The sequence below is a fragment of the Cellvibrio sp. GW822-FHT04B05 genome (assembly GCF_058800985.1).
The window spans coordinates 1,252,228-1,275,185 of record NZ_JBXAMU010000001.1; the positions used below are offsets into that span (position 1 = coordinate 1,252,228).

The 22,958-nt window shown below is 50.2% G+C and carries 15 protein-coding genes; 9 read left to right on the forward strand and 6 right to left on the reverse strand.

Features of this window, described 5'->3' with window-relative positions; genetic code table 11:
* Positions 1-377 precede the first annotated feature (377 nt).
* Positions 378-1,307, forward strand: a complete 930-nt coding sequence (locus tag AC1RJL_RS05035) for a methyltransferase (RefSeq protein ID WP_492911647.1) — start codon at positions 378-380, stop codon at positions 1,305-1,307.
* Positions 1,308-1,445: 138 nt separating this feature from the next.
* A complete protein-coding gene (locus AC1RJL_RS05040) occupies positions 1,446-3,194 on the forward strand; it encodes a carbamoyltransferase family protein (RefSeq protein WP_492911648.1) in 1,749 nt (582 codons plus the stop codon).
* Between the two features lie 83 nt (positions 3,195-3,277).
* Here the strand turns inward: AC1RJL_RS05040 and glgP are convergent, their stop codons facing one another.
* From glgP to AC1RJL_RS05065, 5 genes are all read right to left on the reverse strand, one after another.
* Positions 3,278-5,800 (reverse strand): alpha-glucan family phosphorylase, encoded by a 2,523-nt coding sequence (gene glgP, locus AC1RJL_RS05045; RefSeq protein ID WP_492911649.1) that lies wholly within the window; start codon positions 5,798-5,800, stop codon positions 3,278-3,280.
* A 62-nt stretch (positions 5,801-5,862) separates the two neighbouring features.
* Positions 5,863-6,447, reverse strand: coding sequence for a PqiC family protein (locus AC1RJL_RS05050; RefSeq protein WP_492911650.1), 585 nt, complete (start codon positions 6,445-6,447; stop codon positions 5,863-5,865).
* Between the two features lie 4 nt (positions 6,448-6,451).
* Positions 6,452-7,417, reverse strand: coding sequence for an MlaD family protein (locus AC1RJL_RS05055; RefSeq protein ID WP_492911651.1), 966 nt, complete (start codon positions 7,415-7,417; stop codon positions 6,452-6,454).
* On the reverse strand, positions 7,414-8,289 hold the full coding sequence (locus tag AC1RJL_RS05060) for an ABC transporter ATP-binding protein (RefSeq protein ID WP_492911652.1): 876 nt from the start codon (positions 8,287-8,289) through the stop codon (positions 7,414-7,416). The genes AC1RJL_RS05055 and AC1RJL_RS05060 overlap by 4 nt, the downstream gene beginning before the upstream one ends.
* 2 nt (positions 8,290-8,291) lie before the next feature.
* On the reverse strand, positions 8,292-9,404 hold the full coding sequence (locus AC1RJL_RS05065) for an MlaE family ABC transporter permease (RefSeq protein WP_492911653.1): 1,113 nt from the start codon (positions 9,402-9,404) through the stop codon (positions 8,292-8,294).
* A gap of 102 nt (positions 9,405-9,506) precedes the next feature.
* On the opposite strand from AC1RJL_RS05065, the gene AC1RJL_RS05070 reads away from it, so the two are divergent.
* Positions 9,507-9,878 carry a DUF6164 family protein gene (locus tag AC1RJL_RS05070; protein WP_492911654.1) on the forward strand — a complete coding sequence of 124 codons (372 nt, stop codon included), beginning with the start codon at positions 9,507-9,509 and terminating at the stop codon, positions 9,876-9,878.
* A 17-nt stretch (positions 9,879-9,895) separates the two neighbouring features.
* Here the strand turns inward: AC1RJL_RS05070 and AC1RJL_RS05075 are convergent, their stop codons facing one another.
* Positions 9,896-10,747 carry a 6-carboxytetrahydropterin synthase gene (locus AC1RJL_RS05075; protein WP_492911655.1) on the reverse strand — a complete coding sequence of 284 codons (852 nt, stop codon included), beginning with the start codon at positions 10,745-10,747 and terminating at the stop codon, positions 9,896-9,898.
* 231 nt (positions 10,748-10,978) lie between these two features.
* On the opposite strand from AC1RJL_RS05075, the gene AC1RJL_RS05080 reads away from it, so the two are divergent.
* From AC1RJL_RS05080 to AC1RJL_RS05105, 6 genes are read left to right on the forward strand one after another with little or no spacing between them, the layout of a single operon-like run.
* Positions 10,979-11,539 (forward strand): YfiR family protein, encoded by a 561-nt coding sequence (locus tag AC1RJL_RS05080; protein WP_492911656.1) that lies wholly within the window; start codon positions 10,979-10,981, stop codon positions 11,537-11,539.
* A 1-nt stretch (position 11,540) separates the two neighbouring features.
* Positions 11,541-14,279, forward strand: coding sequence for a response regulator (locus AC1RJL_RS05085; protein WP_492911657.1), 2,739 nt, complete (start codon positions 11,541-11,543; stop codon positions 14,277-14,279).
* Positions 14,276-16,738 (forward strand): two-component system response regulator, encoded by a 2,463-nt coding sequence (locus AC1RJL_RS05090; RefSeq protein WP_492911658.1) that lies wholly within the window; start codon positions 14,276-14,278, stop codon positions 16,736-16,738. Before AC1RJL_RS05085 ends, AC1RJL_RS05090 begins: the two co-directional genes overlap by 4 nt.
* Positions 16,720-18,762, forward strand: a complete 2,043-nt coding sequence (locus AC1RJL_RS05095; protein WP_492911659.1) for a TonB-dependent receptor plug domain-containing protein — start codon at positions 16,720-16,722, stop codon at positions 18,760-18,762. Before AC1RJL_RS05090 ends, AC1RJL_RS05095 begins: the two co-directional genes overlap by 19 nt.
* 45 nt (positions 18,763-18,807) lie before the next feature.
* Complete coding sequence (locus tag AC1RJL_RS05100) at positions 18,808-20,847, forward strand: TonB-dependent receptor plug domain-containing protein (protein WP_492911660.1); 2,040 nt, start codon at positions 18,808-18,810, stop codon at positions 20,845-20,847.
* A gap of 25 nt (positions 20,848-20,872) precedes the next feature.
* Positions 20,873-22,876 (forward strand): TonB-dependent receptor plug domain-containing protein, encoded by a 2,004-nt coding sequence (locus AC1RJL_RS05105; RefSeq protein ID WP_492911661.1) that lies wholly within the window; start codon positions 20,873-20,875, stop codon positions 22,874-22,876.
* Positions 22,877-22,958: the final 82 nt, after the last annotated feature.

Here is a 22,958-nt window from a genome sequence, read left to right on the forward strand (position 1 = left end):
ATTTGGTCGCGTAATTCATCATTTTTCTGTTTTTAAGCTAAAATAAAATTTTAACAAATTATTTTTTGGGATATTAATTTAATCTTTGCTATATTGCTTTCCCCTCAAGGGCGGTCACATTTTTTACATGTTCATTTATTAGGATGATAATTTATTGTTGTACTGATATTGGCAGCAATATAGTAAGTTTGTTTTTCTGTTGAAGAATAAACTGATAACTAAGAAAGCAATATAAACAGTATTAATGGGCTCTAATAAGGGATTCATTAAACTGTGCATAAGAAAACATTTTTAAAATGTTAGTTTCACAATGACCACAAGCGGCTCGGAGTAGTGATGGATCTATGGCGTAATAACGGACCATAAGAGGAACTGCTATGAGCGAAACTATTGATGTACAAATTTATAGCCTTCAAGGTGAACAGAATAAGTATTTTTTTACGGGAGAAACAATAGATTTATGCAGTAAAGGATGGTTGGCAAAAGTCGACAGAATTAAACAACAATCAGATTCTGGCTTGAGTGTAATTACTGATCCTTTTGGATATCAGGGAATTGATCAGGTTATACCTATGCAACCTGAACAATATTTCATGATGGATTATTTAGCTCCCGGGGATATGCAAAACGCCAATGTGTTGGAAATTGGTCTCGGATCCGGAGTGCTCAGTATTTTTGCATTGCAACATGGCGCTAATAATGTTATTGGCCTGGAAATTAATTCCAAAGCTAAATTATATGCCGGTTTTAATGCGCTTATTAATGGCGTGAATAACCAATTACATATTCGCGATGGCAATGTCGAAAATGTGTTTGCACCTGTCAAAGATGAGACATTCGATCTCATTATCTCTAATCCACCCTTTGAGCCAACGCCTCCCGGAATGTCGTATTACCTCAATTCTGCGGCTGGAATTTATGGGTTCACTTTCCTTGAAAATATGTTGAAAGGCGCGGATCGCCACTTGGCAGAGGGCGGGGTATTACAAATTGTCACCATGGCTCCAGGTGATCAGGAACAGCCCACCATGTTGGTCGATTGCGCTAAACAATATTTGCTTAATGGCAGCCTTGAGATTATTTGTGATCTTGCACCTATTACCTACAGTGCGTTCGTTGACCGTTTCACCGGTATTTTTGGCCAGGATAAAAGCGTCATTAATGACATGAAAAAAACTGCCGCAACGGATGGTATAACCCATCTTCATATGTGTATTTTAAAGTATCGAAAAAATGCACCTCCCGAGCTGCGTATCACACGCACAACAAAAATATATGAGCCTTGGGAAACCCCCTTGGGTTGCTAATATCACCATTATTAAAAACCAATAGCTGGCCACAAAAGAAACTTGTAGCAAACTCACCTAGAGCTGGATTTGGAATCAGGTTTTTTATGTCTTATGGCGTTGTTCATGGGCAATTAATTATTTTTTTGAGAGGGAGTCATGTCGATTAATATATTAGGTTTAAACTGTGCTTATCATGAATCATCAGCCGCGTTAATTCGCGATAACAACATTATTGCCGCTGTAGAGGAAGAGCGGTTAAATCGTATCAAGCACGCCAAGCCAGCACTGACCGATAATCCCAATGAAATTCCAATGCAGGCAATCAATATGTGCCTTGAGATGGGTAACCTGGCTTTATCGGATATCGATGTGATTGCTTTTTCGTTTAACCCTTTAAAGCGTTTGCACAATAATATCAATCCGGACGATCAAGTATTGGAAGATGACTGGGGCACAGTAGAAGGCGAGAAAAAATTCTACAAAAAGCTGATTAGTATTCCAGATCACATTCGTGAGTTGGGATTTAAAGGTCAATTTATGTGGGTTGACCACTGCGTAGCCCATTCTGCTTCTGCTTATTATCCATCCTCGTTTAATGATGCCGCTGTTATTTCTATTGATGGAATAGGGGAGTGTGAATCCGTCACTATTGGAGTGGGGCGTGAAGGGCGGCTGTTTACTATGAAGGAAATCAGTTATCCGAACTCCCTGGGCTTACTCTGGGAAAAGGTCGCTATGTTTTTTGGTATGAGTGCATATGACGCATGTAAGGTAATGAGCCTTGCCTCATTTGGTGATCCTGAGCGTTTCATTGCGCAGTTTCGCCATTTTATTGCCGTGAAACCTGATGGTTTTGAAATGGATATCAATATTTGCCGTTTCCGTACGAATGATTTTTCTACTTTTGAAATGCTTTTCGGTTTGCCCGTATTACAACCCAAGGCCGCTATTACACAAGAATATATGGATATGGCCGCATCGTTACAGAAAATCACTACCGAAATTTTACTTAATTTGGTAGAGCATGCCAGCCAGCTTTCTAACTCAAAAAATTTATGCCTTGCCGGTGGTGTTGCGTTGAATTGCGTAGCGAATACGGTGATGTTTGAGCAGGGGCCGTTTGAGAATATTTATATACAACCCGCCGCAAACGACGCAGGGACTGCATTAGGTGCAGCACTCTATGCTTACCATAATATTTTTTATGGCAAGAAAAACCCCGCCTTTGAATTGCAGGATACTTATCTTGGCCCTTCTTATAGTTCGGGGGAAATACTGGCAACGCTACAAATGTTCGATGTTAATTATCAAAAAACAGATAATGTCGCTGACGAGGTTGCTGCACTGATTGCGGAAGGTAAAGTAGTCGGTTGGTTTCAAGGACGGATGGAATTTGGCCCACGCGCGTTGGGTAATCGCAGTTTGCTAGCCGATCCACGTGATGCCGATATGGTTAAACGAATGAATCTGCTGGTGAAGCATCGCGAGGATCATCGCCCTTTTTGCCCGAGTGTACTGAAAGAAGATGCAAAAGAATGGTTCGATATTAAGAAAGATGCTGATGCTGCTCATTATATGTTGATGGCATATCCGGTACATGCGAATCGGCGTGGCCAGATTCCGGCAGTGACTCATGTGGATGGCACCAGCCGTATACAATTGGTGAATGCCAGTACGAATCCCAAATACCATGCGCTGATATCTGCATTTAAAGCCCGGACAGGTGTTCCGCTGTTACTCAATACTTCTTTTAATGATCGTGAACCTATCGTTTGCAGTCCGGCAGATGCAATCAAAACTTTCTTGCGCACTAAAATTGATTATCTGGTTATTGATGATTTTATTATCCAGAAAAATGATCAACTTATCGTTAATGCTAAAAAATCTGTAGAAGAGGTTATATAGAATTACTGTAAAGAATTATGGGGGCTCATTATTGAGCGCCCATCATTTTTTAAGATGGCTAAAATCGTGTGGTTGCGCAAATTTTATGTGGATTGCCAACAAATCAGCGCATTTTCAGCAGGTATACGCGCATGGTCATTTGCCGGAATGACGCGTAAGGTGAAGTCGTCCGCCGGGCGTTCGTTCGGCAAGGTGCCTGTGTAATGGTGGGCATTGGCAATGCCGGGACGGGTGAGCGTCAAAGTAATTATCTGACTGGGATATGTCTCTTTGGCATCGGCGAAAGCTTCGACGGCGATTGCCTCGGGAGCAATTGCTCCTAAATAAATCGTGGCATCCAACTGCCAACCTTGGGTGGTTTCGTGCAGGGTATGCTCACCGATGTGGACTTCATGCCAATGGTGGTGCAAATGTCGTGTCCACTCGTTAAGCGATTGGGCGAGCTCGGCATTATTTTCAAGGCGCGCGGCGTGCTCGGTGGCGGCAGGCAAATACAGTTGCTCGAGATATTCTTGCAGCATGCGATTGCTACTAAAACGCGGAGTGAGTTGCGTCATGCTGGCGCGCATTTGTTGTAGCCAATCGCGCGGCAAGCCTTCGGCATCGCGCGCATAAAAGCGTGGAATAATGTCTTCCTCCAGCAAGCGATAAAGTTGTTCAGCGTCGGCAATATCTTGTGCAGGATCGTGTTCTTTGCCATCGCCCAGAGCCCAACCGAATTGTGGTTGGTAAGCTTCCGCCCACCAGCCATCCAATGTGGATAAATTCAATCCGCCGTTGACCAGTATTTTCATTCCGCTAGTGCCGCTTGCCTCCCAGGGACGACGGGGATTATTCACCCACACATCCACGCCTTGCACTAAACGCTGCGCTAAGGTGATGTCGTAGTCTTCGAGGAATACCAGATGCGACGCAAGTTCCGGCCGCTCCAGGAATTGCTGCCAACCAGCCAGTTTGGATTTGCCGATGTTATCCGCCGGGTGGGCTTTGCCCGCGACAATTAATTGCACCGGATGTTTGGTATTGGTCAGCAATCGCACCAAGCGCTCGGGATCCTGCAGCAGCAGGTTGGGGCGCTTGTATTCGGCAAAGCGGCGCGCGAAACCGAGGGTGAGAATATTGGGATCGAGCGGCATTTCATCGGGAATCGCACAACTGATGAGGTCTTGCAGGGTTTTGCTGCGGGTTTCATGACGCCACTGGCGAGTGAAGCGTTGGCGGGCGTAATCGACCAACCGCGTTCGACCAACCGCTGCCATATCCCAGAGTTGTTGGTCGCTTACTTGCTGCAATATATCGCCATCGAGCTTGGCCAAATCATCGCGCCAGCGGTTTTCGCCGAGGACATTAGTCCAGAGCGTATCGGCTTCGGGTGAATCCCAGGTCGGGACATGGACGCCGTTGGTGACATGGCTGACCGGCACTTCACGGGCGGGCCAACGCGGAAATAATGGCTGGAATATGCGCCGGCTCACTTCGCCGTGCAGTTGGCTGACACCATTGCTGCGCGCGCAGGTGCGCATGGCGAGGTAAGCCATGTTGAAGGGTTCATTTGTGTCATTGGGGTCAAGGCGACCAAGCACCAATACATCATCAAGAGCAACGCCCATTGCCAGCGCTGGTTCGCCTGCATAGCGGCGCAATAATTCAGTGGAATAATTATCGAATCCGGCAGCGACCGGTGTATGGGTGGTGAACACATTTCCGGCGCGGGTTGCCCAGAGTCCATGCCAGAAATCCACTTTGTGTTTTTCGCAGAAGCTGCGGATGCGCTCCAGCGTTGCAAATGCCGCGTGGCCTTCGTTGAGATGGCAGATATCAATATCCAGCCCGAGCTTTTCCACCAATCGCCAGCCGCAAATACCCAGCGCGATTTCCTGCACCAAGCGCAGCTCGCTGCCGCCGCCATAGAGTTTGCTGGTGATGCCACGGTCGTGCGGCTGATTACAAGGATGGTTGCTGTCCAGCAAATACAGTTTTACCCGTCCGACTTGCGCCACCCACACGCGAAACCTGACTTCGCGACACAAAAAAGACGCTTCGATATCCATCCAACTGCCATCGCTATCGCGCAATGGCTGCAGCGGCAAACTGCCGGGATCGTTGTAGAGATAAGTTTCTTCCTGCCAACCGTCCGGATTAAAACTCTGGCGAAAATAACCTTCCTGGTACAGCAACCCGATGCCTACCAAGGGTAAATCCAAATCGCTCGCGGTTTTTAAATAATCACCCGCGAGCATACCCAAGCCACCGGCGTACAGTGGCAAGGCATCGCACAAACCAAATTCCATACTGAAATAGGCAACAGTGCGCAGCGGCGATTCGGGATAACGCTGTTTATACCAACCCGGTTCGTCGAGGTAGCGTTGCCGTGCGACAACCAATTGCTGTAACTCATCCATAAAACCGGAATCGTTTACCAATTGTTGCAAGGTTTGATCGCTGGTGAATTGCAATACGCTTACCGGATTGCCGGTGCTCTCCCAAATATCGCGATTGAGTTGCCGCCAAATTTCATCGCTGGCATGGTTCCAACTCCAGTGCAGGTCATTCGCTAATTCGCGCAAAATTGTCAGTGGTTCGGGTAGCAAACGATCAGTTGACATAATTTATACCTGGCAGGTTTTTCCAATTTTAATCCGGGGCTCCCTAACCAATATCAATAAAACTATTTACCGGTTAAGGACGGCATTTTGTTGATGTCGTTAGCTAGCTGTTGCAATAACTCGCTGTAAGCGCGCGCTATGTCGGCGGAGTTGCTGGACGAATCCACACGTGAACTGAATTGTTTGCTGGCAATGATCTTGTTAGTTTGCGTATCGATAGTATCTATTCCCGCCTCAATGATGGCATGATCGCGAAACGCATCCAGACGTTGGATATCCACTCTGACGGTGTAAGCAGGGCGCTGGTTACTACGCCAGGGAAATTGCACCACACGCCATTGCGGATGTGCCGCCTGCACATGCAAGCGCAGTACGCGGCTGATACCTTGTTCCAGCGGTTCAGCCCAAAATTGATTTTCCAGCAGGGATAATTGCAGTGGCGTTTTCCAATAACTGATGCGCGAGTACTGCAAATATTCGGGGATGCTCAGCGGGCCAATGCCGACCACTTTTTCGATATTGGTATTGTTGTAATTATAATTTGCTTCTGCGGTTGCCGCATTCAATGCAAAATATTCTTTGCGCGGCGAATGCTGGCAGGCACATAAGGCGAACAGGGCGGTGATGACAATAATGTGTTTTATCATGGGGTTATTCCTCATCCCGAATTTGTTTTCCGCGCAACAGGGATTCAGGCTGTTGCTCCAGGGTTTCACTTAAACTACGGAAGGCTTTTGCTGAGCGACTCACTTCCTCAAGGGTGGAGTTGAGTTGGTTAACCAAGGGTGTGTCTTCTGCAAAAGTATTGTTGATAGTGTCGGCCGCTTTATTGAATTGCACCAACGTCTTTTGCAATTCAACGAGATTACTGTTGACCTTATTTGCAAGCTCCGGTGTTTGTTTATTCATTTCTTTTAGCCAGATATCTAACTCTTTGCGCGTGCTGTTGAATTTCAGCACTTCTTTATTCAGGTTTTCCGAAGTGATAGTAATGGAATCTGCCGCCGTGCTAACGCTTGCCAGGGTTGCTTGAATTTGGCCGCTGTCCACAATATTCCGTGCTTGCAGGATTAAACCATCAATATTTTTCACTACACCTTTTAAATTTAATTCCTGGATGGTTTTGGTAATCTCCTCAAACGGTGTGGAAACAGTCGGCAATTCAATATGGTCATCCTGTAGCTTGTACAATTTCAATGGACTGTTGGGCAAAAAATCCAATTCGACATACAGTAAGCCGGTGAGAAAGCTTTGATAATTAAGTTGTGCACGCAAGCCGTTTTTGATTGCCTCTTCAAAAAACTCTTCAGTAATAGCGGCGCCTTTTTTATGGATACGTTTCATTACCAATTCGGCGGTCACGGTAGTGAGAATCACCGGTTCTTCATTTTGAAAATGAATGCGTATATCGGTAATTTCACCGACGACCACACCTTTCAATTTGACGGGTGCACCGGTTACCAAACCTTGTACCGAGCCATCAAAGTACATGACGATGCGCTCTTTGTCGGTAAACATATTGCCGCCGGAAAAAAAGATCAGCAAGGCAAAAGTCAGTATCGTCGCTCCCACAATAAATGAGCCTATGACAAACGAGGGATTTTTTCGGTTACTCATGAAGACTCCTGGGTCGCGGTTTCTCCGCGACTTAAAAATTGGCGAACTTTATTGTTTTTGCTGTTCTGCAACAGTTCCCTTGGGTCGCCGCTATCGAGCATGGTTTTGGTTTGCGCGTCGAGAAAAACGCAATTGGTTCCGATGGATAAAATACTGGGTAATTCGTGGGATACGATAATCACAGTCGAATTCAACGCCTGGCAAATTTGCACAATCAACTGATCCAACCGCAGCGAACTAATTGGGTCGAGACCGGCAGAGGGCTCATCGAAAAACAGCAATTGCGGATCGAGCGCGATAGCGCGGGCAAGACCGGCGCGTTTGTGCATGCCGCCGCTGATTTCCGAGGGAAAGAAGGATTCAAATCCACCCAGCCCAACCAGCGCGAGTTTATAGGCAACAGCTTCGGCTATTTGTTTTTCCGAGAGGTCGGTATACAACTGCAATGGCAGAGCAACATTTTCTGCCAGCGTCATGCTGGAAAAGAGTGCACCTGATTGAAAGGTAATGCCCCACTTTTTTAATAATTCCAACCGTGTGTTTTCTTCCGATTTATAGAAATTAACGTGCTGTTGTTCGCCTTCCTGCTCCAGACGATAGAGCACTTCGCCTTTTTTGGGTGGTAGCAATCCAATCATACTTTTAAGCAGTGTGGTTTTACCGCAACCGCTGCCGCCGATAATAAAAAAGATATCGTTCTGGCGAATATCAAAATTCAAATCTTTCTGAATGACACGGCTGCCGTAGCTGATGCTTAAATCGCGCACGCTCACATAATCATCCAATTTATGTTCGGATGGCTCATTGTTTTTCTTATTATCTGCCGGTGTTTTTTCAGCAGGAATAGCATCAGCAGGAATAGTCTCGCTCATCGTTAAATTCCCAATTTGTCGAACAGGATATTAAAGGCGGCGTCGGCCACGACTAAATAAACAATTGCGCGCACTACGGCTTTGGTGGTGGCCATGCCCACGGCATCGGAATTGCGACCGCAGGTTAATCCGGCCTGACAGCCGGCAACCGCAATCAACACACCAAAAAATAAACTTTTGACGAGACCGGTGGTGATATCAACCCAATCAACCGCGCCCTGGGTTTGCAATATGTATTGGCCAATACTTACATCCATGCTCACAGCGATCATCGCACCGCCGATCATGCCAATGACATCCGCATAAATGCACAGCAGCGGCATAATAAAAACCAAGGCGAGCAAACGTGGCAATACCAGGAACTCCATACTGGAAATGCCCATAGTTTTTAATGCATCGATTTCTTCATTCACTTGCATAGTGCCGAGCTGCGCCGCGTATGCCGCACCGGTGCGACCGGCCATAATAACTGCCGTCATGAGCGCACCCATTTCTCGCACCATGCCGATAGCAACCAGATCGGCCACATAAACCTGTGCGCCCAATTGTCGCAATTGCACAGAACCGAGGTAGGCGAGAATCATTCCGACCAACACACTGATCAATGTCACTATCGCGAGGGCTTTAGGGCCGGCTTGATAAATAAACCACGCGATATCGCTTGGGCGTGTTTTAGCATTGCCACGGAACCACTTGGCAATTGCGAGGCTGACATCGCCGATAAAAATCAGGGTTGCATTGAATTCCTGCAAGTGACCTTGCATATTTTTGTGAAAGCGCTCGGCGAAGGTGGTTTGTTTTGCGGCGCCACTACTGGTATCAGGCGGGATGGCGGTGGCGAGTTTCAATAATTGTTGTAATGCCGTGGGCGCTGCTTCGGTATTGAAGTCGATTTTTTTTTCTTCACAGCAGCGGGCGACTTGCAACAGTGCGGTGGCGAGGCTTGAGTCCCAATGACCTAATTCATCCGTGGCAAGTGCCAACGTTTTACAATCTGCCGGAATGGCCTCGCACAGGGCTGCCCCCTCGGGTGTATGTCCCAATAGCCAGTCGCCGCGCAGTTGTAACTGGCAAGGGCCGCTGTCTGGCTCAATCGCAAAGCTCGCGTCTGTCATTATGCTCCCTGATCATATAGATGCTGTTATGCTTACATTTATAATCTTTCACACGCCAGCCTATCAGTGCGACGTGCAACAAAACAACCTAAGAAAAATCCTATGGCCCGTTTACTTTTCAAGCTTGGCAATGTTCCCGATGACGAAGCACAGGATATACGCGACCTGTTAAACAATCACGACATACATTTTTACGAAACCAATGCGGGCTTTTGGCGGGTGGGATTGGATGCAATCTGGTTGGCAGACAGCACGCAGGAAGCAGCAGCGCGCGAACTCATCCGCATTTATCAAGCGGAACGTGTTGTTCGCCAGCAGGAAAACTATGCGCAGTTGGTAGAAGCGGGACAGGTGCCCGGTATGTGGCAGCGTTTTTGCGCACAACCAATACGGTTTATCGCATTGGTTGTGGCGATTATTTTTGTGGCGGGTCTGACGGTGGTGCCGTTTGTAATGCTGTTACGTAATGCTTGAACTCTAACCTGAGTGGCTTAAGCCTCGGCAATCGCACCTTTGTTAATTCCCTCATAAGCTTTTACCCGAATAAATGATTCGGGATTTTCCTGACGGGTTTTTTGCGCGATATGGTGCGCAATAAATTCGACGGTGCTGTCGGTATCAATTAAATAGCAGCAGCGTTGGGGTAGGATAATTTCAAACGGACCCTGTTCGGCTTCATAGGCGAAGTGATAATAAGCGGCGCCTTGATATTGCGGTTTGGCCAGCAAGTCTTCGCGTGTACCGATATAAATATCCTTCCACTCTTCTGCCCAGCGCTGTTCCAGCGCGGACGATTTAACGCCGTTGGCCCAGATATCAATACGCGAGCGATGGCCGTGGGCGATGCGCTGACAATTGCCGAGGTGCTTCTTCAAGCCGTGGCTGTAGTGATAGTAGGCACCGTCTATTGCCTCCAGGGTAAAGTCCAATTCCAGGTGCGCGACGCTATCCGGGAATTGTTGTTTGAGTTGGGTGATACACCAGGCGGCAACGGTTTCTTGCGTGAGCACTTCCGCATCCACCAGGGCGATAGCATTGCGCGGGGAGCGGGTGCTGAGGAATTCATCTTCGCTACCAAACTGCCAGTGAATCCGCAAAAACTCGCCGTCTTCTTCAATGCGGATATCAGGGGAGTTCACCGGTACGGCGAGGCGGTGATCCAGCTCGGTGTCCAGCCAGTGGCGCAGCACTTTTTTCACCGTGCCGAAATCGCACACCATGCCCTGCTCATCCAGTTCGCCAAAGAGGCGCACATTCGCCAGCCAGGTTTCACCCAGCAGGCCGCGTTGCGGATCGAGGAAACTGAAATCGACATTGGTGAGGTTATCGACAAACAACAACATAAAAGCGCCATGGGGTTAATTCTGAGGGTGGGCATAATACCATCCCCAAAGGCTTATTTTGTCAGTTTTCGCGGCGCGATTTTCGCCAACTACCAATCTCTAGGCTATTCTCAAGACACTGATTTACTCTGGATATTATTCCTTTTATAAAAACTATCATCAGCGCTGGCCATGATCCTTATGGTCGGCTGGCGTTTTATAACGCTTGGGGCGTGCATCGGGGAGGTGCTTTTGGTTGTAAGGCGTATAGGGTTAGCTGGCCAGTTAATGCTGCGCTGGGGATTGGGCATAATCCTTGGCGCGCATTGCTTGGTGGCGTCAGCCCAGGCATCGGAAGCGGGCTTACGCGTGGCGTTTGTGTACAATTTCCTCAAATTTATCGAATGGCCGGAGTTAAAGGGCGATAGGTTTTCTTTGTGCGCTTTGGGTGCGCAGGATGTCACGCGCCAATCGCTGGAGCAATTGGACAATAAACCCTACCAGTACCGGCGTATCCACGTTGTGTATATCGATACCCTTGAGGATATCGTCGCGCAGGTAAATTCCTGCCAATTACTCTATGTGCCTGCAACCGGTGCAAATATGCCCCTGCCGCAACCTTTTCCTGCCGGTGTTTTGCTGGTGATGGACGAGGCCGACGCAAACGATGAGCGGGTGGGGATTGCATTGCTGCGCACCCAGGACAACCGTATCGAATTTGTCATTAATGATCCCGCGATCCAGCAAGCCGGGGTCAAGGTCAGCAGTCAATTGCTCAAACTGGCGAAAAAACGCCCGGTGAAGGGGAGCTGACATGCGGAGAACCTGGACACTTGCGCGAAAAATCAGTCTGCTGGCGATGTTGCTGACCAGCCTTGCAGTATTGGGTGCGGCGTTGGCGAGTACCTGGCAGCAGTACAACTACATCAGTAATCAAGTAAACAACCAACTGCAAATCCTCGCTGAAGCGACTGCGCTTAACCTCGCGGCGCCGAGTATGTTTAACGACAACGATGCAGCGCAGAAAACCCTTGCTGCCTTGCGTGTGGAGCCGAAAGTGCTAGCGGCGCGCCTGTTACTTAACGACCAACAACAATTGGCCGAGTATCACGTCTACCAGGATCATCCGGTCGCGGGCGATACCCAAAAAATTATCGCCAAGGTGTTCTGGGAAGGTGAGCATCTGGGACAACTGGAGCTGGATGTCACGCTTGATCCCTTACGCAACCAGTTCTATGACCAAGTCTTGTGGGTACTGGTCATTGCCATGGTGGCGTTGCTGGTGTGCGGATTATTGACCTGGGCGTTGATTTCATCGGTCTTGCGCCCGTTAGGTAATCTCAGTGAAGTTGCGCAAAAAATTGGTCAGGATGGTGAATACCAGGCGCGTGTACCTGAGCGCGGTACGCAGGATGAAGTGGGTGTGTTAACCCGACGCTTCAATACCATGCTCGACCGCATCGAAACCCAGGATACCGAGCTGCGTCTTAATCAGGAATTGCTGGAGCAGCGCGTATTGGCGCGCACCATCGAACTGCAAACTGCGCGTGAACAAGCCGAGGCCGCCAGCAAAGCCAAGAGTGAATTTTTGGCGGTGATGAGCCATGAAATCCGCACGCCGTTAAACGGCATCATGGGCATGACCGGTTTGCTGATGGACACCGAGCTGGATGCCAAACAGCGCCGTTTTGCACGGGTAGCGCGCCGTTCAAGCGAAGATTTGCTGTTGATCATCAACGACATCCTCGACTTCTCCAAAATCGAGGCGGGCAAGCTGGAACTGGAATACCGTCCTTTCCAACTGAATTTGCTGGTGGAAGATATCGCCGAACGTTACGCCCCTATTGCCCAGGGGAAAAATCTTGAACTGCTGTGCAAAACGCCGTTGCCACCACTTTCTGTGGTGGGTGATTCAGCGCGGTTGGGGCAGGTGCTCACCAATTTGCTCAGCAATGCAATCAAATTTACCGAGGCAGGTGAGGTGACTATTGATGTCCAGTTTATCGCCGAACGCGATGGGTTGGTGGAACTGGAGTTTGGCGTGCGCGATACCGGTATCGGTATTAGCCCCGAGCAGCAGGCGCGTTTGTTCCAATCCTTCACCCAGGCCGATTCCTCCATGGCGCGGAAATACGGCGGCACCGGTTTAGGACTGACGATTTCACAGCGTCTGGTACAGATGATGGATGGTGAAATTTGTCTGCACAGCGACGCGGGCAAGGGCAGTTATTTCAGTTTCCGCTTGCAGCTGCAAATGGTTAACGATCCGCGTGATTACCAACTGGTGACCGGCTTTGGTCAATTGCACACACTGGTGGTGGACGATAACCCGACCAACCGCGAGATTCTGGAGTATTGGCTTAAATCCTGGGGTATGGCGCCGGTGATGGCGGCCTCCGCCGCAGAGGCGTTGAGCCTTCTACAGCAACATGAACAAGCGGGTACGCCGTTTGGGTTGATGTTGACCGATTGGTGTATGCCGGACATGGACGGTGGGCAACTGCTCGATGCGCTGGCCGCCGATGCACGGTTTAACAGTCTGGCGATTATTGTGCTGAGTTCAGCCGGCATGGCGGCGCGCCCGGAAGTGGCAGAGCGCGCGCCCTTATTGTTAAAACCGGTGCGCCAATCGGAATTGCACAACTTGATCGCGCAAGTCATTGCCGGTGACTTAACCCGCAAATTCCACACGATTGAACCGGCAGCTAACGGCGGCGCGCCAACCAAATTAATCGGTCGCGTATTGTTGGCAGAAGATAATCCCGTCAATCAGGAGGTGGCGAGCGCCATGCTGCAACGCATGGGGTTGAGCATGGTCATCGCCAATAACGGGCGCGAAGCGTTTGATTTGGTGCAATTGGAAGGTTTCGATCTGGTATTGATGGATTGCCAGATGCCAATCATGGATGGTTTTGAAGCAACCGCCAGCATCCGTGAGCGCGAAGCCGAATTGGGTTTGCCGGCAATTCCGATTATTGCCCTTACCGCCAATGCCATCAGTGGTGACCGCGAACATTGCCTGTCGCGCGGAATGGACGATTACCTCAGTAAACCTTTTTCACAGGATCAATTACATGAGTTGTTAACGCGCTGGTTGCCTGCGCGTCCGGTGCAAGTGGTGGCGTCTATGGGGAGTACCTCGGCAGGGACGACTCGATCCACAACGCCTGCGCCCGCACTCAAGTCGTCTGTATTAAATTCGCCGGTGGAAATCGACCAAAGCGTAATTCGCCAATTGCGCGACCTGCGTGAGGGATTGTTACTGCGCATCATTGAATTGTTCCGCAGCAGCAGCCCTGCATTGATCGAGCAGCTGCAAACCGCTGTCACCCGACGGGATGCCGACGGGCTCTATAAAATTGCGCACAACTTTAAAAACAGTGCCGCCAACCTCGGGCTGGTGGAGTTAGCGGCAGCCTGTCGCGAATGCGAGGCACGGGCGCGCCAGGGAAATTTGGAGCAAGTCGAACAACACATGCAAAGTATCCAAACACTCTACGAGTTATCGCTGCAGGGGCTGGTTGAGCTGGAGCGAGGGGAGCAAGGCGCGTGAAAGAATTGAAACCCACAGGTATTGCTCCCCAAGAGGATGATTTGAACACCCTGGTGCTGGTAGTCGAAGACGATGAAGCCGCGCGTTTGACCACTTGTATCACTCTGGAGCGTGCAGGTTATCGAGTCGTGGAAGCGGCCGATTGCGCCAGTGCGCGTGCGCGTTTTGCTGAACAGACGCCCGATATTATTCTGCTTGATGTGCTCCTGCCGGACGGTGATGGTTATGCACTCTGCCGCGAATTTTTAGCGCATCCCCGCGGCCGCGATTTACCTATCGCGATGGTGACGGGACTGGACGACATTAACTCTATCCACCAAGCCTATGAATCAGGCGCGACCGACTTTATTACCAAGCCCGTCAGCTGGGGCACGCTGCCGTACCGCATCCAATTTATTTTGCGCGCGAACCAAGCGTTTCACGATGTGAGTATAAGCGAAGGCAAAACCCGCGCACTGCTCGCCGGTATTCCCGACATCATCATGCGCATTGACCGCGATGGTCATGTGATCGATATGCAAGTTGGCGCTTATGTGAATGAGATGGAAGAGTGGGTGGTTTATGATTCCATCACTGGCGAGGGACATTTGCCCGGCCCGGTGTACCGGATTCTTGCGCCGCATATCCGCCGCGTGTTTGCCGGTAAAGGCGAACAACTGGTCGAGTTCGATTGGTCACAGACCGCAAAAAAAACACGCACGTGGGAAGCGCGGGTGATCCTGCGCGAGCAAGAAGAAGTGGTGATGGTGATCCGCGATATTACCCAGCGCAAACAACAGGAAGCGGAACTGCGTTTGTGGGGCAAGGTATTTGAAGGCAGCAACGAAGCGATCTTGATTACCGATGCCAACCTGAACATTATTTTGGTTAATAAAACCTACGAAAAAATCATGGGTTTTACCGAGGAGGAAGTGCTGGGAGTCGATACCATTAAAATCGGCACCCAACTGCATTCACACAGTTTCTTCCGCAATCTGGTATCTGTTTTAAAAGAGCGCGGTTACTGGCAGGGCGAATTAATTAATAAACGCAAAAACGGCGAGAAGTTTCCCACCTGGTATTCCATTAGCCAGGTACTGAACAGTGAAGGGCAACCGGAAAATTACATCGCTATTTTCAGCGATATTTCCGAGCGCAAAAAATCCCGCGAGCGAATTGATTTTCTTGCGCATCACGATAGTTTGACCGAGCTGCCCAATCGCGCACTGCTGAATGACCGGTTGGAAATGGCGATTAATACCGCCAAACGGCGCAACGAAAAAGTCGGCCTGTTATTTATCGATCTGGATCGGTTTAAAAACATTAACGATTCACTTGGCCATGCCGCAGGCGACCAAATTTTGCGTCAAACTGCAGCGCGCTTAAGTGCCGCCATCCGCACCGACGATACAGTCGCGCGTTTGGGCGGTGATGAATTTGTGGTGCTGTTACCGCGTGTGCGCGACGAGCGGAGTTTGGCAGAAGTCGCCATTAAATTGCGCGAAGAATTATTACTCCCTTACAGCCTTGAAGATATGCCGCTGCATTTAAGTCCGAGCATCGGCATTGCGGTTTATCCGGACGATGGCGACAACCCCAGCACCCTGATTAAAAACGCCGACGCGGCCATGTATTTGGCGAAAGAAAAAGGGCGCAACAATTACCAGTTCTACACACCGGTATTGAACGCGCGTACGCTTGATCGATTGAAGTTGGAATACGATTTGCGCTCGGCGTTGGAGCACGGCCAGTTTGAATTGCATTACCAGCCGCAAATTGTGGCGGGCAGCAAAACCCTCTATGGCGCCGAGGCGTTGGTGCGCTGGCGCCACCCCGAACGCGGATTGGTGCCACCCAACCATTTTATTCCGCTGGCGGAAGAAATCGGGTTGATTATCCCGCTCGGCTCCTGGGTAATTGCCGAAGCCGCACGGCAAGTCAATGCGTGGCAGCAAGCCGGTTTTGCCGACCTCGTTATCAGCGTCAATATCTCCGCATTGCAATTCCATCAGGCCGGTTTTTTGGCCGAGGTGCAAAGTTTGCTGGCTGATGCGGGCACCAAGCCCAGTTCGCTCGAACTGGAGCTGACTGAATCCATGTTGATGAGCGATATGGAGGTGTCGATCCAGGTGCTACAGGCATTCCGCGATTTGGGTTATCGCATCGCCATCGACGACTTCGGTACCGGATTTTCCTGCCTCAATTATTTGCGCCGGTTGCCGGCCAACATCCTCAAGATCGACCAATCCTTTGTGCGCGATATGCAGTCCGACAGCGCCTCCCTCGCAATTGTCACGTCCATTATCCGTTTGGCGGAATCGCTCGGCATGGAGACCATTGCCGAGGGCGTGGAAACCGCCGAAGAGTACGCGTTATTGGCAAGCCAGGGTTGTCGTTTGATGCAGGGTTACCACTTTTCCAAACCCTTACCACCTGCGCAGTTTGAGGCTTGGTTACAACAATGGCTGGCGACCGAATGAAGCAAGGCGGTAGAAAAACTCCATACCTATTGTTGATCGGCTCTTTATCGAGCTTATTTGGCGAAGCCTCTGCAGCGGCTGATTATTTGGAGATGGATCTGGAACAGCTGTTACAAGTCAGTGTCACCGGTTCGACTTTACGCGATGAAGCACTTACAACCGTGCCCTCGGCAGTGAGCGTTTTTACCCATGAGCAGATCGCCGTTATGGGGGTGGATTATCTCCACGAATTGCTCACTCTGGTACCGGCATATCAAGTGAGCCGGGTGGGTGATAACGCCGTTAATTACACCTACAGTGCGCGTGGCCGTCGCAACAGTTCGCAGGCGCGCGAGATTTTAGTGCTGGTTGATGGGCGGCTTTTTTCCAATCCCCGCACCGGCAGTAGCGATGCCGTGATCCCGCTTTTTCCTGTCGCGCAAATCGAGCGGGTGGAAGTTATTCGCGGACCCGGCTCAGCACTTTACGGCTCCAGCGCATTTACCGGCGTGATAAATGTGATCACCCGCAAGCGCGTGGCAGAAGTGCAGGTAACGGCAGGGTCTGAACAGCGGCGAGGAATTGATGTCCTTTGGGGACAGGAAAGCGGCGATTGGGCAACGTCCTTTTACGCTCACGCCCATAAAGATGCTGGTCAAACCTTCGGGTTGCATGATCTGTATTCCACCCAACCAATCGCCAGCGGCGATCCAGTGCAAAGTACCAACCTCGATCTGGGAGTGCGTTATAAATTCACGCAGTTGCGGATAACGGACAACCATACCGATTCCGATGATTTTTATTCGCTGGAGCGGGTGCGCAATGCCTTCAACAATAATGGTCAAGGCTTTAGCCAACTAAGCCTGGAGCAGGGTTTCAATCTGCTGCCTGAAATTAAATCCACACTCACTTTTGCTTACAGTTATGGCTATCAGCGCGTGCACACGGAAGTGGCTGATTACCGGGTGCTCCGATCGCAAAGCATACCGCCCAGCGATGAGCCTTTTTTAGTCAGGGCACAAATCAAAGGGGAAACCTATCGGCTGGCGCTGGCGAATGACTGGAGTATCAATGACCATTCGAGCAGCCAGTTCGGGATTGAAGTGCGCGAAGATGCAGAGATCTACGCCAAGGCGCGCACCAATTACGATTTGGCCCACTATGTCGCGCGCGATTTTCCGATCCGCTACTACGGCGATGATTTACAACTGGTCGCCATTGGCAGGGAAGAGTCGCAGCAATCAATGGGCGTATACGGGCAGTATTTGCATCAACTAAAAAGCGGCACCAACCTGACGCTGGGGTTGCGCTATGACGATTATCAAGACATTGCCGAGCACCTCAGCCCCCGTTTGGGCATAGTGCAGCAACTGACTGGCAACCACACCCTTAAACTCCTTTACGGTGAGGCGTTCCGTGCACCTACCTTGAGTGAGACCGGGTTGATCAATAACACTCGTATAGTAGGCAATCCCGATTTGAAACACGAGTTAGTCAAAACCTGGGACCTTATCTGGATGGGAAATTGGCAGCGCAGCAGCTTTAGTCTTAACGGTTTTTACAGCCGTTACGATCAACCGATTATCGCCGGCTTGCTCGGCTCTACGCGGACTTACATCAACAGTGATAGCGAGCGCAGCGGCGGCATCAGTTTTGAAGCCAGCCAACAGTTGAGTGATGCCTGGATCGCGCGCATCACCTACACCCATTTTACCGAGTTGCCGGATTCTGCCCTGCGTGAGGCGGATCAACTGGCGTCCTTGATGCTCAACTATAAATACCAGCGCTGGAACTGGAATATGACGGCGGTTTATCAGGATGAGCGCGAAACGCTCGCCCCGGCCACCACGCGCAATACACTGGCGAGTGTCTGGTTGGTCAACAGTAAATTGGGCTATCAGTTGAGCCCGGAGTGGGGGATTAGTATCCAGGCGAAGAATGTGCTCGATGAAACTTATTTTACGCCGACACAAGGCAATACCATCGCGGCCGGTATTCCCAACCGTGGTCGGGAGTTAAGTCTGGGTGTGGATTGGCGCTGGTAGCAACCGGCTTCATCTACTAATCTTCAGAAACAGAGGGATTTAGCTATGGTCAGGAACACAGGTCACCTGCGTCAGCGCCGAACCCTGTGCTATGGGGTTACATTGCTATGCCTGCTCTCCGCCGGGAGCCGAGCAGATGATCTCGCTTATCTCGAATTAAGCCTCGAACAACTGCTCAATGTTCCTGTTACCGGCTCCACCCTCACCGAAGAAACCCTTAAAACCGTTCCTGCTGCCGTATCTGTTTTTACCCGTGATCATATCGACCGGCTGGGCATGAATTACCTTTACGAATTACTTAATCTGGTGCCTGGTTTCCAATTCGACCGCAACGCCAGTTCCGGGCTTGCCTACACCTACAGCGCGCGCGGCAGGCGCACCGCCCAGCAATCTCTTGAGGTGCTGTTGCTGATCGACGGCAAAGTGGTGAACGATCCCCGCGCTGGCAGCCCGGATATCACCTTGCCACTTTACCCGCTGTCGCGTATCGAGCGGCTTGAGGTAATCCGTGGGCCGGGTTCGGCACTCTACGGCAGCTCGGCCTTTACCGGCGTCATCAATATTGTGACGCGCAAGCAGCAAAAATCCCTCGCGCTCACTGCGGGTTCGCAGGATCGCCGGCAACTCGAAGGTTTTTGGAATCAATCAATTGGTGATTGGCAGGCCGATGTGTTTGTGCACGCGTATAAAGATAATGGTGAGCAATTCTCGGTTACCGATACCTTTAGTGGCCAGCCCACCCAAACCAGTGATCCGCGTGAGCAAGTTGCGGCTGATCTCTCGCTCAAGGACGATAAAACCCGCATCGATTTTTCTTACAACCGTGCCAGGAGCCACGACTTCTATCAGTCCGATAATATCGCCAACGGCTACAACGCCAACGAGCGCGAGCTGATGCATATATCAATCGAACAGGGTTTCGAGTGGCTTCCCGATACCAAATCACAAGCCACCTTGAGCTATCAGCAATTTAGCTACGATTTTAATTTATTCGTCACCGGCCCCGGCGCCTTGCGGCCTATTAGCCGTCCCAGTAGTTCAGAACCTTTTTGGGGGGATGCGACCCAGGCGGGTGACAGTTGGCGTTTTACTTTCGCCAACGATTGGTCTATCAATGCGCGATCCAGCGCCCAATGGGGTATGCAATGGGCGCGGCATAAAGAAACAGAAGCGCGAGCCCTCGGCAATTTTGATTTGATCCAGCTTAGCAATGCACAATTCCCGGTTACTTTTTATGGTGATGAAGGCAAGCTATTCCCGTTAGGAACCGAAGAATCGCTCACCAACATCGGCGTTTATGTACAGTATTTGTTGAGCCTGCGCGATTCAACCCGCCTTGTACTCGGTGGTCGCTACGATGAATACTCCGATTTCACCGGCCGTGTCAGCCCGCGTTTGGGGGTGGTGGAGCAACTGAATAATACCTACAGTTTGAAGTTGCTCTATGGAGAAGCGTTTCGCGCGCCGACTCTCGCTGAAACCGGATTAATCAATAATCCATTGCTGTTTGGCAATCCCGACCTGACCCATGAAATTGTCAAAACCTGGGATCTGATCCTGATGGGGAATTGGCAAGCGACCAGCCTCAGTGTCGGGTTATTTCAAAACCGTTACGAACATCCGATTGAATCGGTATTTATCGGCGCCGCCCGTACTTATCGCAATGGCGATGGCGAAAAAAGTCACGGTGTGGAAATCGAATGGACACAGGATTTATCAATCCATTGGTCATTACGTTCTACTTTTACGCACATGAATGTGCCCGATAGCGCTTTTCGCGAAGCGGAGCAGACTGCATCGTTTGAAGTGAATTACGCTGCAGAAAAATGGAATTGGAATTTGCTCGGTTTTTATCAGGATGAACGCCGGACGCCCATCACCAATACAACAGAACAAACGCTGGATGATTTCTGGATGCTGAATACCCAGTGGCAATATCAATTTAATCCGCGCTACAAACTGCGGTTACAAGTAAAAAATATTATCGATGAAGACATTGCAACACCCGCCCAAAGCCTTAATAAACCCGACGGCATTCCTAATCGAGGCCGCGAGTTCAGTGCGGAAGTTGAATGGCGTTTTTAGTTCTGAGTAAATTTAATATAGCGACATGATGCAGACATTTACCGCCTGGCTTTTATCCTCTTTTGCCCTGATCAGCGTTTCATTTCCGCTGAAGGCAGATGAATCTACTTTACTGGAAATGGATTTGGAGCAACTGCTCCAAGTGAGCATTACCGGTGCGACCCTGCGCCAGGATTCGATAAAAACGGTTCCCTCATCCACAAGTGTCTATACCCGTGAACAGTTGGACGTGTTGGGCTTGGATTACTTGCATGAGTTATTGGATCAGGTGCCCGGTTTTCAGACGCATCGCAACGCTGATAATGCAGTCAATTACACCTACAGTGTGCGTGGCCGCCGGCAGGGTGGCCGTGCGCGTGAAGTGTTGCTCGTCGTTGATGGCCGCGTCTTTTCCGATCCTCGCTCGGGTGGAGCCGACAGCACCCTGACTTTATTTCCGCTCGCCAATATTGAACGTCTCGAAATTATTCGCGGACCGGCCTCGGCGATTTACGGTTCGGGAGCGTTTACCGGGGTGATCAATATTATCAGTCGTCGCCAACAAAATCGGTTGAGCCTGGGTGTGGGTGAGCTGCAACGGGGGAAGGCTGACCTTAATCTCGCCCACCGCTCCGGTGATTGGGAAACCAATCTTTATGCACATTTTGCGCAAGACCAGGGACAGCAGTACCGGATTGGGAACGTGGATACGCGCGACCCGCGAGCGGAAGCCGTCATTGATTGGAATATCCACTATCGCCATACGCGGGTAGATGCTTTTCTATCGGATATCCGCGGCGAGGATTTTTATACCCTGGAAAGAATCCGCAATGGTTTTAATTACTCCCGGCAGGCGTCGCAACATTTTCGGATAGAGCAGGATTTTATTCCGGCTGATTATTGGAAAGTGAGCGCCTCTTTTAGTTATCAAAAAGCAGCACAGCAATTCCATGCCATGCTCCAACCGGCAGGTGCATTGCGCGGCATCAGCCAACCGGCGAGTGATGAACCCATGCTGACGAAAGCATCACTGGCGAGCGATTCCTTTCGGCTTCATCTGGCTAATGATCTGGATATCAGCGAGCAGTTGAGCTGGCAACTGGGTGGTGATTGGCTGCGCGAACGCCAGACGGATGCGCGATCCAATGCCAATTATGATTTAGCGCAATTTGCCCGGCGCGAATATCCCATCCGGTATTACGGGGATTTTAACCATCCCACCCAAGTGGGCTTGGACGCGCAACGGGATATCAGTGGCCTTTACAGTCAGTGGTTGTACAACCTGACGGCAGATACCCGCTTGGTTGGCGGGGTGAGGTATGATCATTACGACACTATCGGCGGCCATACCAGCCCTCGTTTGGCGGTGGTGCATCAACTCAATGACCGACACACACTCAAGCTGCTTTATGGCGAAGCCTTTCGCGCCCCCGGATTTGGCGAGACGCATTTAATCAATAGTGCAGCATTGGTGAGCAACCCCGGACTGGATAACGAAGTGGTAAAAAGTTGGGAACTGTTATGGGTGGCGACATGGAGCCAGCTTACCCTGAGTACCAGCGCCTATCACAACGCCTACCAAAACCCGATCAGCGTTGGCCTTATCGGCAGCACGCGCACTTATATCAACGGTGCTGATGAAGCAGGCAAGGGTGGAGGAATAAGGCTCGATTGGCAAGTGAATCCGCAATGGATGCTGCGTGGTAATTATTCCAGCCTGAATAACCTGCCCGCTAATGCCTTTCGTGAAGCCGCTGAGCTGAGCTCATTGGGTGCTAATTACCAACGCGGTAAATGGAATTGGAATCTGTCTGCGGTGTACCGCAGCGAGCGTCAGTATTTATTGGGTAGCCAGCGCGAAACGCTGGATTCTTATTGGTACGGTAATAGCCAATTGCGCTATAGCATCAATCGCTCCACCAGCATCGCGATGGCGATCAAAAATGCATTGGATACCAACTACGCAACTCCGCCGCAAGGGGCCGGTGTGGCTGGCGGTGTACCCGGTCGGGGCCGTGAAGCCAGTGTGGTATGGCAGTGGACGTGGTAATTTACCAACAGGAAAATAATAAAAAACTCATCCTTGAGCAGGGGTTAAACCTTAAGCGTCTCTTGTGCAATGTGTGTAGTTA